The sequence below is a fragment of the Variovorax paradoxus B4 genome (genome assembly GCF_000463015.1).
GTDB lineage: Bacteria > Pseudomonadota > Gammaproteobacteria > Burkholderiales > Burkholderiaceae_C > Variovorax > Variovorax paradoxus_E.
Map to the genome: position 1 here is coordinate 862,626 of NC_022234.1, position 14,438 is coordinate 877,063.

Here is a 14,438-nt window from a genome sequence, read left to right on the forward strand (position 1 = left end):
GTCAGGGCAGCAGCAGCAGCTTGCCGGTGGTCGCGCGGCTGGCCATGTCGGCGTGGGCCTTGGCCGCATCGGCCAGCGGGTATACGCCGCCGACATGGACTTTCAGCTTGCCTTCGGCGATCCAGTCGAACAGCCGCGCCGAGTGCGCGCGCAGCAGTTCCGGCGTATGGATGTGATCGGAGAACACCGCGTAGCCCAGCTTGACGCTCCTGGGCAGGCTCATGATGTCGATGGCACCCGGCCCGCCCAGCACCGGGCCGTACCAGCAGAAGGTCCCCGAGCGGCGCAGCACGTCCAGCGACCCCTGGAAGGTGGTGGGGCCCGAGCCGTCGAACACCACGTGCACGCCCTCGCCGCCGGACAGCTGTCGCGCCTGCTCGGCGAACCTGCCTTCGCTGTCGACGATCACGTGATCCGCGCCGGCCGCCGTGGCCACCGCCACCTTGTCCGTCGATGACACGCGGCCGATCACCCGCCCGCCGCGCAGCCTGACGATCTGCGTCAGCAGCAGCCCGAGGCCGCCGGCTGCCGCGTGGACGAAGGCGATATCGCCAGGCTGCACCGGATAGAAGTCGGTGGCGAAATGGCTGGCGGTCAGGCCTTGCATCATCACCGCCGCCGCGGTCTTGTCGTCGATGCCATCGGGGATGGGCACCAGCGACGTGGCCGCAATGGCGATCTTCTGCGCATAGCTGCCGGGCGCATAGACCCACGCCACGCGCTGCCCGATGGCAAAGCCCTCGGCCCCTTCGCCCACGGCCAGCACGCGGCCCGCGCCCTCGACACCCAGGATCTTCGGGTTGGGCATCTCGTTCCACGCCATGCCCTGGCGCACACCGATGTCCATGAAATTGACGCCGGCGACGGCGACCTGCACCAGCACCATCCCGCGGCCGGGCACAGGGTCCGGCCGCGTCACATACGCCAGCACGTCGACGTTGCCGGTCCGGTTCATCACCACTGCTTTCATCGTTGTTTCCTTTTTCACGCAATGCCGTTCGCGACGGCGATGGTCTTCGGCTCCAGGAAAGCCTCCATGCCGAAGACGCCGAACTCCCTGCCGACGCCCGACTGCTTGACGCCGCCGAAGGGCGCGGCCAACTCGGGCGTGATGCGGTTCACCAGCACCGTGCCGGCGCGCAGCCGCGAGGCCACGCGCAGGGCACGCTGCGCGTCGGACGAGAAGACGTAGGCCTGCAAGCCGTACGGCGAGTCGTTCGCGATGTCGATGGCGTCGTTCTCGTCGCCATAGCCGATCATCGAGAGCACCGGCCCGAAGATCTCCTCGCGCGCGATGTCCATGTCGTTGCGCACCTCGGCGAACACGGTGGGCCGCACGAACCAACCCTTTTCAAGACCGTCCGGCCGACCCTCGCCGCCGGCCACGAGGGTTGCGCCCTGCGCCAGACCGCGGCGGATGAAGTGCTGCACGCGATCGAACTGCGCCTGGCTCGCGAGCGGTCCGACCGCGGTGGCAGGGTCACGCGGATCGCCCACGCGCAGGGCCGCCACCGCCGCTCGCACGTGTTCGGCGGCGGCCTCCATGTGCGCGCGCGGGATCAGCAGGCGCGTGCCCGCCACGCAGGCCTGGCCGTTGTTCATGAAGGCGGCATTCAGCGCCAGGGGCAGCGTGGCGGCCAGGTCGGCGTCGTCCAGCACCAGGGTGGCCGACTTGCCCGAGAGCGCGAGACTCACGCGCTTCATGGTTTCCAGGCTCGCGCGCGCAATGAGCTTTCCGGTCTGCGTGGAACCGGTGAACGAGATCTTCGCGATGCCCGCACTGGTGGCGATCTCGTCGCCCACATCGCTGCCGCGCCCGAGCAGCACGTTGAAAACGCCGGGCGGCAGGCCCGCGTCGTGCAGCGCCTCGGTCACGGCCTGCGCCTGCAGCGGGCCCAGCTCGCTCGGCTTGACGACCGAGGCGCAGCCCGCGGCGATGGCCGAAGCCAGCTTGCTGCAGATGCTACCGGCGGCGGCGTTCCAGGGCGCAATGAGGCCGGCGACGCCGACCGGTTCCATCACCACGGCGGCTTCGCCCAGCCGGCGCTCGAAGGCGTAGTCCCGCAGCGCCTGCGCCGTGGTGGCGAAGCATTGCGAGGCGTAGTTGCTGACCCACTGCGAGCGGGCCAGCGGGCCGCCGTACTCCTCGATGGTGGCCTCGCGGATCTGGTCGGTGCGTGCCAGCACCGCGGCCTCGAGGCGCCGGAGCATGTCGATGCGCTGCGCCCTGGTGCTTCGCGCGAGCGCCGGCTGGGCGCGGTTCGCCGCGGCAATGGCGCGCTTCGCGTCCTCGCGGTTCGCCAGCGTCACCGTGCCGATGGCCCGTTCGGTCGCGGGGTTGCAGATCTCCAGCCGCTCGCTGCCCTGCACGGGCACGAAGGCGCCATCGATGTAGGCCTGGTCGATGTTCCACATGGGGCCGCCGCCTCACCCGCGCGCCACGTCGACCACCGCCTTCGCGAAGGCCTCGGGCGCTTCCTGCGGCAGGTTGTGGCCGATGCCGCCGCTGACCAGCCGATGCTCGTAGCGCGCCGAGAACTTCTTCGCATAGGCGCGGGGTTCCGGATGCGGCGCGCCGTTGGCGTCCCCTTCGAGCGTGATGGTCGGCACGCCGATCACCGGCGCCTTGGCGAGCCGGCTCTCGAGCGCCTGGTACTTCGCCTCGCCGTCGGCCAGGCCGAGGCGCCAGCGGTAGTTGTGGACCGTGATGGCCACGTGGTCGGGGTTCTCGAATGCCACCGCGCTGCGCTCGAACGTGGCCGCATCGAAGTTCCACTTCGGCGATGCGAGTTGCCAGATGAGCTTGGCGAAGTCGTGCCGGTTCTTCTCGTAGCCCGCGCGGCCGCGCTCGGTCGCGAAGTAGTACTGGTACCACCACTGCAGCTCGGCCTGCGGCGGCAGCGGCGTCTTGCCGGCCTCCTGGCTGCCGATCAGGTAGCCGCTGACCGACACCAGCGCCTTCACGCGCTCCGGCCACAGCGCGGCCATGATGCATGCCGTGCGCGCGCCCCAGTCGCAGCCGGCCACCGTGGCGGTCTTGATCTTCAAGGCATCCATCAGCGCGATGATGTCGACGGCGACGACCGACTGCTGCCCGTTGCGCGGCGTGTCGGCCGACAGGAAGCGCGTGGTGCCGTAGCCGCGCAGATACGGCTCGATGACGCGGAAGCCCGCGGCGGCAAGCAGCGGTGCGACGTCCACGAACATGTGGATGTCGTAGGGCCAGCCGTGAAGAAGAATCACCGGCGCGCCGTCGGCCGGCCCCGCCTCGAAGTACCCGACGCTGAGGCTGCCGGCCTCGATGCTCTTGAGTGGCTCGAGGCGCTTGACGCTGCCTGTGCCGGCGGATTGAGCGAAAGCGGGAACGATCGAAGCCAGCTGGGCGGCGGCGATGCCGAGCGCCGCCCTGCCGAGGAACGAGCGGCGGGGCAATTGGCGGGAAGTGGTCATTGGAATCTCCTGGATTGCGAAGTGATGGTGCGATTGTTCGGCGCACAGGCGGCCTGGCGATCGGCTTGCGTATGCCTCTGTATCTGGGCCGGCTTCGTCAACAATAAATTTCAATTGCAGGCCGCCCGGGCGCAGGCCGTTTGCAAAGTAATGTCGCAAGGCGAGCCGCGGACACACGCGCATACAGAGAAGGCCGGCTGGCGCGCGTGCCGCTCCTAGATTCGACGTCGTCGGTTTTCAGCCGACTCTTGTTTTTCAACGTCGAACCAAGGAAAGACCGTCATGACAAAGTTCTCCCGCCGCATCGGCATGGCCCTGATTGCCGGCGCCGTCGGCCTGGCCGCCCTTGTGCCACTGCAATCCTTCGCACAGCCGGCTGCGGCCGCGCAGCCGCCCAAGCCCACGGTCGTGCTCGTGCACGGGGCGTTCGCGGATGCGTCCAGCTGGGACGGCGTGGTGCGCGGCCTGCAGGCCCGGCACTACCCGGTGATCGCCGCTGCGAACCCGCTGCGCGGGCCCAAGTTCGACGCCGCCGCCGTCGCCAGCATCGTCGATTCGGTCAAGGGGCCGGTCGTCCTGGTCGGCCATTCGTACGGGGGCTCGGTCATCTCGGCGGCCGCCAGCGGAAAGGCCAACGTCAAGGCGCTGGTCTTCGTGGCGGCGTTCGCGCCCGAAGCCGGCGAGACGGCAATCGGCCTCACCGGCAAATTCCCGGGCAGCACGCTCGGCCCGACGCTCGCCCCGGCAGTGCCGCTGGCCGACGGCGGCAAGGACCTGTACATCCAGCAGGACAAATTCCCCGCCCAGTTCGCGGCCGACGTGCCGCTCGGAAAGGCGCGCCTGATGGCCGCGGGACAGCGCCCCATTGCCGAGGCCGCGCTGAACGAGCCGGCCGAGGCGCCGGCCTGGAAGTCGGTGCCCTCGTGGTTCGTCTACGGTGACCGCGACAGGAACATTCCGCCCGCGGCGATGGCCTTCATGGCCGAACGCGCGAAGGCCGTGAAGACCGTGGTGGTCAAGGGTGCGTCGCACGTGGTGATGACGTCGCAGCCCGATGCGGTGACGAAGGTGATTGCCGAGGCGGCCGCACACTGAACGCGATGTCTCGCGAACCTCAGGACCTCACTGCCCGACCGGCTTGGGCGTCAGATAGCCGATGTTCGGCCGTACGCTGTCGTTGGTGTAGCAGGCACCGGTCGGCACATAGCGAATGACCTTGCCGCCTTGAATGTAGAACAGGTTGTTGCATGCAACACTGCTCTCCGAGCAGGTAGTGAATGCGGTGTGGCTCACGTACTTTCCATCTCCTCGGCGAGCACCATGGCTGGTGAAGCATTGCTCCACTTCCCTGCTGTTGACGTAGTTCCGTGTCTCGACGCCGCTCGCGGTCTGCGCGCGATAGACAGGCATCGTGAGAAACAACGGGTGCGCGTCCAGGGCCTCCACGGGAGCGCCTACCCAGGCGTCCAGATCTTGCTGGCGCACGGTGGCGCAACCGCTGACGAAGCCCGCGACGAGCGCGGCGCTCGCGACGGATTTGAAGATCGACATTGTTTTTGGCCTTTCTGTATTTCGAGCGATCTCGAGATGGAAAGCAGATGTCGAGACTCTTGGTGTTGTTGACGACTCGTTGGGCCATGTGGACCGCTTTTTTCAGTGTAGCGATGCATGCCGAACGTTCTAGAGAACGTTCGATTTACATCCGCGTCGAGCTCGCCAAATCGGTGGGCCATCGTTGTATCTTCTTTGCAGCGCGATCAAAAAATAAGGTCTGGGGCCTGTGCAATGAATCGACGAAGGACCCTCGGGGCGATCAGCGCACCGGCAAGCTGTTGGTGGACGCCCAGAAAAAATGGCTGGGCTTCCGCGACGCCGAGTGCGCCTTGCAAACTGTGCGGACAACCGGCGGCAGCATTCAATCCATGACCGTTGCCATCTGACGAACGGCCTACGCGGGATTGCCGCCACGCGCACTGAATTCATGGGCGATCTGCTCGCCGAGCGCCAACAGCGATGCACTCATCTCGAGCGCCACCTCGTTCGCCGGCTCGCTGGTGGAGAGGCTCGCATTGAGAACGTGCACGCGCTCGTTCGGAAGCGCCAGCGGCGTGGCCAGCGCAACGATCTCGGGCTGCCATGAGGCCACGCACCAGCCGCGGCGGTGCACGCTCTCGATGGCCTTGTCGATTTCCCTGCGAAGCCGCGGCCAATTGCCGCGACGCGCCTCGAACTCCTTCATCAGCTCGGCGCGGCGAACTGGCGGCGCCGTCGCCAGCCAGGCACGGCCGAGCGAGGTGAGTTCGATCGGCACGCGCTGCCCGCTCACCACACTGCGCAGCGACGCCTTCTTGTTGTAGCGGATCGACTCGAGGTACAGCATCTCCGAACGATCGGCGACCGCGAGCCCGACATTGATGCGCAGCTTCTCGGCCAGCGCCCGCATCCGCGGGGCGGCCACCTGCAGCACGGTGGAGCCGGTGCGCATGGCGTGCGCGAAGCTCAGCACCGGCGCCGCGAGCCGGTAGGCGCGCGCGGGCCGGTCGTGCTCGAGCAGGCCCGCACCGACCAGCGTCTGTGTCAGGCGGCTCACCGTGGCCGGCGCCAGGCCGGTGCGCTCCGCGAGTTCGCCGTTGCCCAGCAGCGTGGAGCCGGGCCGGAAGGCACGCAGGATCTCGATCCCGCGTTCGAGCGAGCGGTTGGATGGGGTGGGCATTCGATGTCTCCTTGCGGCCGCTCTTCAATTCCATGCAGTGGAAGGAGGCAGGTGCGCTGGCGAAGTATGCGTCCTAAGCTCGGGACACACCGACAAGCGGGAAAGAGAGACATCCGTGCGCGCCGCCGACGGCGTGGCCGTGCTCGCCGCTTGATCCGATGCATGACAAAAACAGGAGACACCATGAACCCGAATCGCATTTCGCGCCGAAGCTTCAACGCCGCTGCGGGCGCCGGCATCGCGCTGGCGGCCTTGAGCCCGCTCGCGAAGGCACAGTCCGCCTTTCCGTCGAAGCCGATCCGCATCGTCGTGCCCTTTGCGGCCGGCGGCCCGACCGACCTGATGGCGCGCGCCATCGCCAAGAACATGGCCCCCAGCCTCGGCCAGCCGGTGATCGTCGACAACAAGCCGGGCGGCGGCGGCGTGATCGGCATGAGCGAGATCGCGCGCGGTCCGGCCGACGGCTACACGATGGTCTTTCCCTCGATCCTCGCGGTCACCAACCCGGCGCTGATGCCGAACTATCCGTTCGATACGCTGCGCGACTTTGCACCGCTCACGGTGGTGGGCTTCATTCCGCACGCGGTGGTGGTGAAGCCGGACTTCCCGGCCAGGAGCCTGCAGGAACTGGTTGCGATGGCCAAGGCCAAGCCCGACAGCCTCTCCTACGGCTCCTCGGGCAATGGCACCTCTGCCCACCTGGGCGCCGCATTGTTCGTGCAGCGCGCCGGCATGCGCGCGGTCCACGTGCCCTACCGTGGCGCCGGCCCGGCGGTGCAGGACCTGCTGGGCGGGCAGATCCAGTTCATGTTCCTCGACATGAGTTCGGCACTGGCGCAGATCAAGGCGGGCAAGCTGCGCGCGCTCGCCGTCGCGCCCAAGTCGCGCTTCGCCGGCCTGCCCGATGTGCCGACCGTCGCCGAGCAGGGCTATCCCGGCTTTGACGTGCATGGCTGGTACGGGCTGCTGCTGAAGGCCGGCACACCCGCACCGGTCGTGCAGCGGCTCTATACCGAGGTCAAGCGCTCGCTCGATACACAGGAAGTGCGCGAGATCTTCCAGGCCCAGGGCATCGAGCCCGGAGGCATGCCGCCGGCCGAATTCACGGCGCTGATACGCGACGACCTCGCGCTGTGGAAGCGCACGGTCGGGCAGTTGAACATCACCTTGCAATAAAGGAGCGCTGCCCCATGCGCATCGTCATTCCCGACGACTACCAGGACTGCGTCCGCACGCTCGACTGCTTCGGCAAGCTCGACGGGCACGAGGTCCGCATCTTCAACGACACGGTGAAGAGCATCGATGAACTCGCCGCGCGTTTCGCGGACGCCGAGGCGATCGTGCTCACCCGCGAGCGCACGCGCATCGATGCGGCGCTGCTCGAGCGCTTGCCCGGGTTGCGTCTCATCAGCCAGACCGGCAAGCTGGCGGGCCACGTCGATCTGGCGGCCTGCACGGCCCGCGGCGTGGCGGTGGCGGAAGGCAGCGGCGCAGGTTCGGCCACCGCGGAACTGACCTGGGCGCTGACGCTGGCAAGCCGCCGGCGCCTGGTCGAGGAAGCCACGCGCCTGCGCCAGGGCCGGTGGCAAGGCCACCTGGGCCAGCAACTCGGCGGCCAGCGTCTCGGCGTGTGGAGCTATGGGCGCATCGGCCGCCAGGTGGCCGCCTACGGGCGCACATTCGGCATGAAGGTCTGGGTGTGGGGCCGCGAAGGCTCGACTTCGGCGGCGCGCGCGGACGGCTTCGAAGTGGCGCCCTCGCGCGAGGCCTTCTTCGCGCAGAGCGACGTGATCAGCCTGCATGTGCGGCTCAACGAGCACACCCGGGGCATGGTCTCGGACGAAGACCTGGCCCGCATGAAGACCAGCGCCCTGCTGGTGAACACCAGCCGCGCCGAGCTGGTCGCGCCCGGTGCGCTGGAACGCGCGCTGGTGGCGGGCCGGCCCGGCTTCGCGGCCGTGGACGTGTTCGAGGAAGAGCCCGTACGCCCAGACGAGCATCCGCTCCTGCATCTGCCCAACGCGCTGTGCACGCCGCACATCGGCTATGTCGAGCGCGACAACTACGAGCGCTACTTCGGCATCGCCTTCGACCACGTCAACGCGTTTGCCGCAGGGCGCTTGAAGGAGGCGCTCAACCCCTCGGTCTTGCGCCCGGCCGGAAAGCGTGAAGTTCAGCGGCCCTGCAGTCCAGGTTGAAGTTCCACGTCACGCTCTCCACAACGAGCACCATGTCCACTTCGACTCAGTTCTTCTGCGCCAACTGCTCCAGAATGGCCGGATTTTCCAGCGTGGAGATGTCCTGCGTGATGGCCTCGCCCTTGGCGATGCTGCGCAGCAGGCGCCGCATGATCTTGCCGCTGCGCGTCTTGGGCAGGTTGTCGCCGAAGCGGATGTCCTTGGGCTTGGCGATGGGGCCGATCTCCTTGGCCACCCAGTTGCGCAGCTCGTTGGCGATCTGCCTGGCCTCCTCGCCGGTCGGGCGTGAGCGCTTGAGCACGACGAAGGCGCACACGGCCTCGCCCGTCACGTCGTCGGGCCGGCCCACCACCGCGGCTTCCGCCACGAGGTCGGTCTTGGCCACCAGCGCCGATTCGATTTCCATCGTGCCCAGGCGGTGGCCCGACACGTTCAGCACGTCGTCGATGCGCCCGGTGATGCGGAAGTAGCCGCGGTCCGCGCTGCGCACCGCGCCGTCGCCGGCCAGGTAGATCGTGCCGCCCATCTCCTCGGGGAAATAGCTCTTCTTGAAGCGCTCGGGGTCGTTCCAGATGGTGCGGATCATCGAGGGCCAGGGCCGCTTGATGACCAGCATGCCGCCGGCGCCGTTGGGCAGGTCCTTGCCCGTTTCGTCGACGATGGCGGCCATGATGCCCGGCAGCGGCAAGGTGCACGAGCCCGGCACCAGCGGCGTGGCACCCGGCAGCGGCGTGATCACGTGGCCGCCGGTCTCGGTCTGCCAGAAGGTGTCGACGATCGGACACTTCTCGCGGCCGATGTTCCGGTGGTACCACATCCAGGCTTCGGGATTGATGGGCTCGCCCACCGAACCGAGGATGCGCAGGCTGTCCAGGTTCCAGTTCTTCGGATGCACTTTCTCGTCGCCCTCGGCCGCCTTGATGAGCGAGCGGATGGCGGTGGGCGCGGTGTAGAACACCGACACCTTGTGCTGCTCGATCATCTGCCAGAAGCGCCCGGCGTGCGGGAAGGTGGGGATGCCCTCGAACACCACCTGGGTGGCGCCGGCGGCCAGGGGCCCGTAGGCCACGTAGGTGTGGCCGGTGATCCAGCCGATGTCGGCGGTGCACCAGAACACGTCCTCGGGCCGGATGTCGAAGGTCCAGTCCATGGTGAGCTTGGCCCACAGCAGGTAGCCGCCGGTGGCGTGCTGCACGCCCTTGGGCTTGCCGGTGGAGCCGGAGGTGTAGAGGATGAAGAGCGGGTGCTCGGCATTGACCGGCACGGGAGCGCAGTCGGTGCTTTGCCCTTTCAGCGCTTCGGCGAAGCTCTTGTCGCGGCCTTCGACGCGGGCCCACGCGGTGGGGGTGCGCTCGTAGACGAACACGGTCTGGATCGATTCGCAGCCGCCGAGCGCGATGCCGTCGTCGACGATGGCCTTGAGCGGCAGTTCCTTGCCGCCGCGCAGCTGGTAGTTGGCGGTGATGACGGCCACCGCGCCGGCGTCGATGATGCGCTCCTGCAGCGCCTTGGCCGAGAAGCCGCCGAACACCACGCTGTGGGTGGCGCCGATGCGCGCGCAGGCCTGCATGGCGACCACGCCCTCGATGGTCATGGGCATGTAGATGATGACGCGGTCGCCCTTGCGGATGCCCGCGGCCTTCAGCGCATTGGCGAACTGGCTCACGCGGGCGAGCAGTTCCTTGTAGCTGACGCGGGTGACGGCGCCGTCGTCGGCCTCGAAGACGATGGCGGTCTTGTGCTCGACGGGGGTGCCGATGTGGCGGTCCAGGCAGTTGGCGCTGGCGTTGAGCTCGCCGTCGCCGAACCATTCGTAGAACGGCGCCTTGGACTCGTCCAGGGTCCTGGTGAAGGGCCTGGTCCACTGCAGGTTGCCCTGGGCCAGGCGGGTCCAGAAGCCCTCGAAGTCCTGTTCGGCTTCCCGGCACAGGGCCTCGTAGGCGGCCATGCCGGAGATGCGGGCGCCCTCGCTGGCGCGGGCGTCGGGGGGGAACACGCGGTTCTCGACCAGTACGGATTCAATGGAGTTGGGCATGTTCATGGGGTCTTCGGACAAGTCGTCCTTCGTTGGTCGTTGGTATCCGCTGGAAAGCGCAAGATCGTTGCCATTGCTCGTCGACTCACGGCGCCTGCCAGGCGACGTTTCCCCCTTCGAACATCGTGCGCAGCCGCCCGTCCTGGACGAGGGCATTGACGCCGGCCTGCAGCGCCTGGGCCAGGTCGGTCGCGTCCTTCCTGACCGCCATGCCCACTGCCCAGCCGTTGCGCTGGATGCGCGGCGAGGGCAGCGGCGCGATGGCGAAGCGCGCGTCGCCGCGCAGCACCGACTCGATCTCGGAAGCGAGCCCCGCGGCGGCAGCCACCTCGCCGCGCTGCAGAGCACGGGCGGCCTCGGCACCGTCCTTCGGCTGGGTGTCGAGCTGGTCGCGGTAGGCGCCGTTGTCGGCGCCGATCATGAGCCAGCCTGCCAGCGTCTTGCCGGACACGGCCACCTTCGCGTCGCCCAGCGCCGAGAGCGTGTCCAGCTGCGGCAGGCGGTCGAGCCGCCGCGCCAGCACCACGCGCTCACGGTAGTAGGGCGCGAAGATGAGCGCCTGCGGCGTCTCGTCCATCAGCGGGCGGTCCACCGGAACGTGCAGCATCACGTCGGCCGGGCCGAAGCCCAGGTAGTGGCCGCGCCACACCATATTGCGCAGGTCGTCGCCCATGTTCTCGTCGGCCAGGAACGGCAGCAGCAAGAGCTTCACGTCCAGCGCGCCGGCCAGCGCGTGCGCCAGTTCGATGTCGATGCCCTGGCCGGCCAGGTGGAACGGGGGCATGTCCTGGTAGATCGCCACGCTCAGCGTGCCGCGCGCGCGGATCCTGTCGAGCGCGCTCGCGCGCGCCGTGCCGGCGAGCGCGGCCACGCCGGCAGCCGCGGCCCACCGCAGGCAGTCGCGGCGCGACGGCCGCGAGGAAGAAGGAAGTGTGTGCATCGCCGTGGCCTCACATCGGCTTGTCGCGCCGCGTCTCCAGGTAGGACTTGATCGCCCAGATCGCCTCCTGGTTCATCGTTCCTTCGAACGGCGGCATGTAGACGGCACCGTTGCGCGTGCGGCCGCGCCGCACGGTGGTGAGGAAGAAGTCGTCGATCTCCTTCACGCAGGCCGCCTTGCGCGCCGCGTCCTTGACGGAGACGCAATCGTTGTCGAGCTTGCGCAGGTCGGGCGCGATGCCGCCGGAGATCGCGTCAATGCCGTGGCAGCGCGCGCAGTTCTGGTTGTAAGCGGATGTGCCGATCGTGACGGCCCCGCCGTTGCCGCGGAACGGGTTCTCCGCGCGCCACTGCTCGCCCAGCTTCGGCAGCGACGAGGTGTCCACGGCCTGCGGCGTGACATCGCCGTGGGCCCAGGCAGCGCCGGAAACGGCCAGGCTCAGCACCGCCGCCGCCAGCACGGCACCGGCCGCCTTGCGCAGCCTCGGCGGACGGGCCAGGGGCCGCAGGGTTCGTGGTTCGGGATTCATCATGTCGGGTCTCCGTTGTGGTGATGGGGAACCCGCACAAATTCGCAATCGCTGTGCCAACGGCCCATTGCTGCAAGCGGGAACACAAATTGCCTTCCCTGTACCGGCCCGGCCCCTGAACAATGCCCACAAGGGCCGGTTGCTGTGGCATCCTTGCCGCCGCAGCGCCGGCACGGAACACCTGGCCCACGAGGGGTGTTCCAAAATGAAGCGACCAGTGAACAGCATTCGAAACTGGCCAGAGACAAGTTGCCCGCAGAAAAGAAGCGGGACAGGAGACAGCAAATGGTTGACGCCTTTCATGCCCCGGCCAGCCCTCCCCATGGCTGGATCCAGCCATCGGCGCTGGCCGTCACTCCGCCCCAGGCCGGCCGCAGCGAGCTGATCCAGCAGTGGCACGAGCGCTGCGCCGCGCTGGGCCTGTCGCGCGTCGAGCGTCCGGACTTCGATCCGCTGCGGCGCAGCGACCTCGCGGTGGCGCGCGAGCGCAACCAGCGGCTGTTCACGCATGCGGCGCCGGTGATGGAGATGCTGCTCGAGCAGATCGTCGACACCGACAGCATGATCGTGCTGGCCGACACCACCGGCACCATCCTCCACTCCGTCGGCGACGACCGGTTCCTGCAGCGCGCCAACAAGGTGGCGCTCACGCCGGGGGTGAGCTGGGCCGAGCATTCCAAGGGCACGAACGCCATCGGGACCACGCTGGTCGAGGAAACGCCGACGGTCGTGCATGGCGGCGAGCACTTCATCCACGCCAACAACTTCCTCACCTGCTCGGCCGCGCCGATCTTCGACCCCCGCGGCGAGATGCTGGGCGTGCTCGACGTCACCGGCGACCAGCGCTCCTATCACCAGCACACCATGGGCCTGGTGCGCATGTCGGCGCGCATGATCGAGAACCAGTGGTTGTCGGACGACTACGGCAACCGACTGCGGCTGCACTTCCATGGCCGCGCGGAGTTCATCGGCACGCTGCTCGAGGGGATCATCGTCGTCGGCGTCGACGGCAAGATCCTGGGCGCCAACCGCAGCGCGCTGGACCAGCTCGACATGAGCATCGCCGCGCTGCGCATGCAGAGCCTGCCGAGCCTGTTCGGCATCACGGCCTCGGCCGTGTTCGACCATTTCCGCACGCCGCTGCCCACGCCGATGATGCTGCACGCGGCCAACGGGCAGCAGTTCCATGTCAGCGCCCGATTCAACGGGCCGCAGCGCAGCATGGTGCTGGACGTGTCCGTGACCTCGGTGGAGGCGCGCATGTCCGGCGAGGCGCGCGCACGTCCGTCGCCCGCGGCCGCAGACTGCGCCGCTGCTGCTGCTGCTGCCGCGGCGGCGGCGCGACACCCTTGCCCTTCCTCGCATCCGTCCCTCTCCGGACTGCACTACCTCGACACCGGCGATGCCCAGATCGCGGCCACGCTGCAAAAGGTGCGGCGCGTCATCAACCGCGACATTCCGCTGCTCGTGCTCGGCGAGACCGGCACGGGCAAGGAACTGCTCGCGCGTGCCGTGCACCAGGACTCGAACCGTGCGCGGCAGCCCTTCGTGCCGGTCAATTGCGCCTCCATTCCCGAGTCGCTGATCGAGGCCGAGCTGTTCGGCCACGAGGAAGGCGCCTTCACCGGCGCGCGCCGCAAGGGCGCGGTCGGGCGCATCGTGCAGGCCAACGGCGGCACGCTGTTCCTGGACGAGATCGGCGACATGCCGCTGCCCCTGCAGGCGCGGCTGCTGCGGGTGCTGCAGGAACGCAACGTCACCCCGCTGGGCAGCCTCAAGTCGATTCCGGTGGACATCGCCGTCATCGGCGCCACGCACCGCAACCTGCGCGAGATGATCGACGCAGGCACCTTCCGCGAAGACCTGTACTACCGCCTCAACGGCCTCGTGGTGCGGCTGCCGGCGCTGCGCGAGCGCAGCGACCTCGACGTGGTGGCGCAGCGCATCCTGCTGGCCGAATGTCCGCAGGACACGCCCGAGATCGAGGCCTCGGTGCTGGCGCTGTTCAAGGCCTATGCCTGGCCGGGCAACCTGCGCCAGCTCGCCAACGTGCTGCGCACCGCCGCCGTGATGGGCGCGGGCGAAAGCCACATCTGCGAACACCACTTGTCGGACGACTTCCTGGAGGACGTGCGGCGCGTGCGCTCCCGCCCCGCGCCGGCCGCGACCGCACCGGCGCCCCTTCCCCCTGAGGCGCCCGCCCTCCCGGAGACGGCATACGCTGTCGCGCCCGGGTACACGCCGCCCGCCTCGCGCGATGCCGAGCCCCCGCCCGCCGCCCTTCCGGACGCCCCGCGCACGCTGGGGGAGGCCGAGATCGACATGATCCGCAGCGCCCTCGCGGCGGCCGACGGCAACATCTCCGTCGCCTCCAAGCGCCTGGGCATCAGCCGCAACACCATCTATCGCAAGCTGCGCTGGAACAAGGGCGGCTGACACCGCCCCTGCGAGGTCCAGGGGAAACCCTGTGCCAGCGTCGCACGGCGCTGTACCAGCCTGGAGCAGTTCGCGCAAACGGCTTCTTTTCGTCCCGTCTCCTCAGGGCAATCCCCGGCTTTCGGCGCGCTTCGCGC

The 14,438-nt window shown here is 68.5% G+C and carries 13 protein-coding genes; 5 read left to right on the forward strand and 8 right to left on the reverse strand.

The window, feature by feature from the left end:
* Position 1: 1 nt before the first annotated feature.
* From VAPA_RS31165 to VAPA_RS31175, 3 genes are read right to left on the reverse strand one after another with little or no spacing between them, the layout of a single operon-like run.
* Positions 2–970, reverse strand: a complete 969-nt coding sequence (locus tag VAPA_RS31165; RefSeq protein WP_021004226.1) for a quinone oxidoreductase family protein — start codon at positions 968–970, stop codon at positions 2–4.
* 14 nt (positions 971–984) lie between these two features.
* Positions 985–2,415, reverse strand: coding sequence for an aldehyde dehydrogenase family protein (locus VAPA_RS31170; protein WP_021004227.1), 1,431 nt, complete (start codon positions 2,413–2,415; stop codon positions 985–987).
* A 12-nt stretch (positions 2,416–2,427) separates the two neighbouring features.
* Complete coding sequence (locus VAPA_RS31175) at positions 2,428–3,450, reverse strand: alpha/beta fold hydrolase (protein WP_021004228.1); 1,023 nt, start codon at positions 3,448–3,450, stop codon at positions 2,428–2,430.
* A gap of 282 nt (positions 3,451–3,732) precedes the next feature.
* On the opposite strand from VAPA_RS31175, the gene VAPA_RS31180 reads away from it, so the two are divergent.
* Positions 3,733–4,545 carry an alpha/beta fold hydrolase gene (locus tag VAPA_RS31180; protein ID WP_021004229.1) on the forward strand — a complete coding sequence of 271 codons (813 nt, stop codon included), beginning with the start codon at positions 3,733–3,735 and terminating at the stop codon, positions 4,543–4,545.
* Between the two features lie 27 nt (positions 4,546–4,572).
* Here VAPA_RS31180 and VAPA_RS31185 read toward each other — a convergent pair whose 3' ends face one another.
* Positions 4,573–5,001: a hypothetical protein gene (locus tag VAPA_RS31185; protein ID WP_021004230.1), complete on the reverse strand. Its 429-nt coding sequence runs from the start codon at positions 4,999–5,001 to the stop codon at positions 4,573–4,575.
* Between the two features lie 47 nt (positions 5,002–5,048).
* Here VAPA_RS31185 and VAPA_RS31190 point away from each other — a divergent pair, with 47 nt between their 5' ends.
* On the forward strand, positions 5,049–5,390 hold the full coding sequence (locus VAPA_RS31190) for a lysozyme inhibitor LprI family protein (protein WP_041946703.1): 342 nt from the start codon (positions 5,049–5,051) through the stop codon (positions 5,388–5,390).
* An 8-nt stretch (positions 5,391–5,398) separates the two neighbouring features.
* Here VAPA_RS31190 and VAPA_RS31195 read toward each other — a convergent pair whose 3' ends face one another.
* On the reverse strand, positions 5,399–6,163 hold the full coding sequence (locus VAPA_RS31195; protein ID WP_021004232.1) for an IclR family transcriptional regulator: 765 nt from the start codon (positions 6,161–6,163) through the stop codon (positions 5,399–5,401).
* A 183-nt stretch (positions 6,164–6,346) separates the two neighbouring features.
* On the opposite strand from VAPA_RS31195, the gene VAPA_RS31200 reads away from it, so the two are divergent.
* Both VAPA_RS31200 and VAPA_RS31205 read left to right on the forward strand, forming a co-directional pair.
* On the forward strand, positions 6,347–7,339 hold the full coding sequence (locus VAPA_RS31200; protein WP_021004233.1) for a Bug family tripartite tricarboxylate transporter substrate binding protein: 993 nt from the start codon (positions 6,347–6,349) through the stop codon (positions 7,337–7,339).
* 14 nt (positions 7,340–7,353) lie between these two features.
* Positions 7,354–8,361: a D-2-hydroxyacid dehydrogenase family protein gene (locus tag VAPA_RS31205; protein ID WP_021004234.1), complete on the forward strand. Its 1,008-nt coding sequence runs from the start codon at positions 7,354–7,356 to the stop codon at positions 8,359–8,361.
* A 46-nt stretch (positions 8,362–8,407) separates the two neighbouring features.
* Here the strand turns inward: VAPA_RS31205 and acs are convergent, their stop codons facing one another.
* The 3 genes from acs to pedF all read right to left on the reverse strand — a co-directional run bounded on the left by acs (position 8,408) and on the right by pedF (position 11,868).
* The gene (gene acs, locus VAPA_RS31210) at positions 8,408–10,402 is read right to left on the reverse strand and encodes an acetate--CoA ligase (protein ID WP_021004235.1); all 1,995 of its coding nucleotides are present in this window, start codon (positions 10,400–10,402) and stop codon (positions 8,408–8,410) included.
* Positions 10,403–10,481: 79 nt separating this feature from the next.
* Positions 10,482–11,336: a substrate-binding periplasmic protein gene (locus VAPA_RS31215; RefSeq protein WP_021004236.1), complete on the reverse strand. Its 855-nt coding sequence runs from the start codon at positions 11,334–11,336 to the stop codon at positions 10,482–10,484.
* Between the two features lie 10 nt (positions 11,337–11,346).
* Positions 11,347–11,868: a cytochrome c-550 PedF gene (gene pedF, locus VAPA_RS31220; protein ID WP_021004237.1), complete on the reverse strand. Its 522-nt coding sequence runs from the start codon at positions 11,866–11,868 to the stop codon at positions 11,347–11,349.
* A 282-nt stretch (positions 11,869–12,150) separates the two neighbouring features.
* On the opposite strand from pedF, the gene VAPA_RS31225 reads away from it, so the two are divergent.
* On the forward strand, positions 12,151–14,301 hold the full coding sequence (locus VAPA_RS31225; RefSeq protein ID WP_021004238.1) for a sigma-54-dependent Fis family transcriptional regulator: 2,151 nt from the start codon (positions 12,151–12,153) through the stop codon (positions 14,299–14,301).
* Positions 14,302–14,438 lie beyond the last annotated feature (137 nt).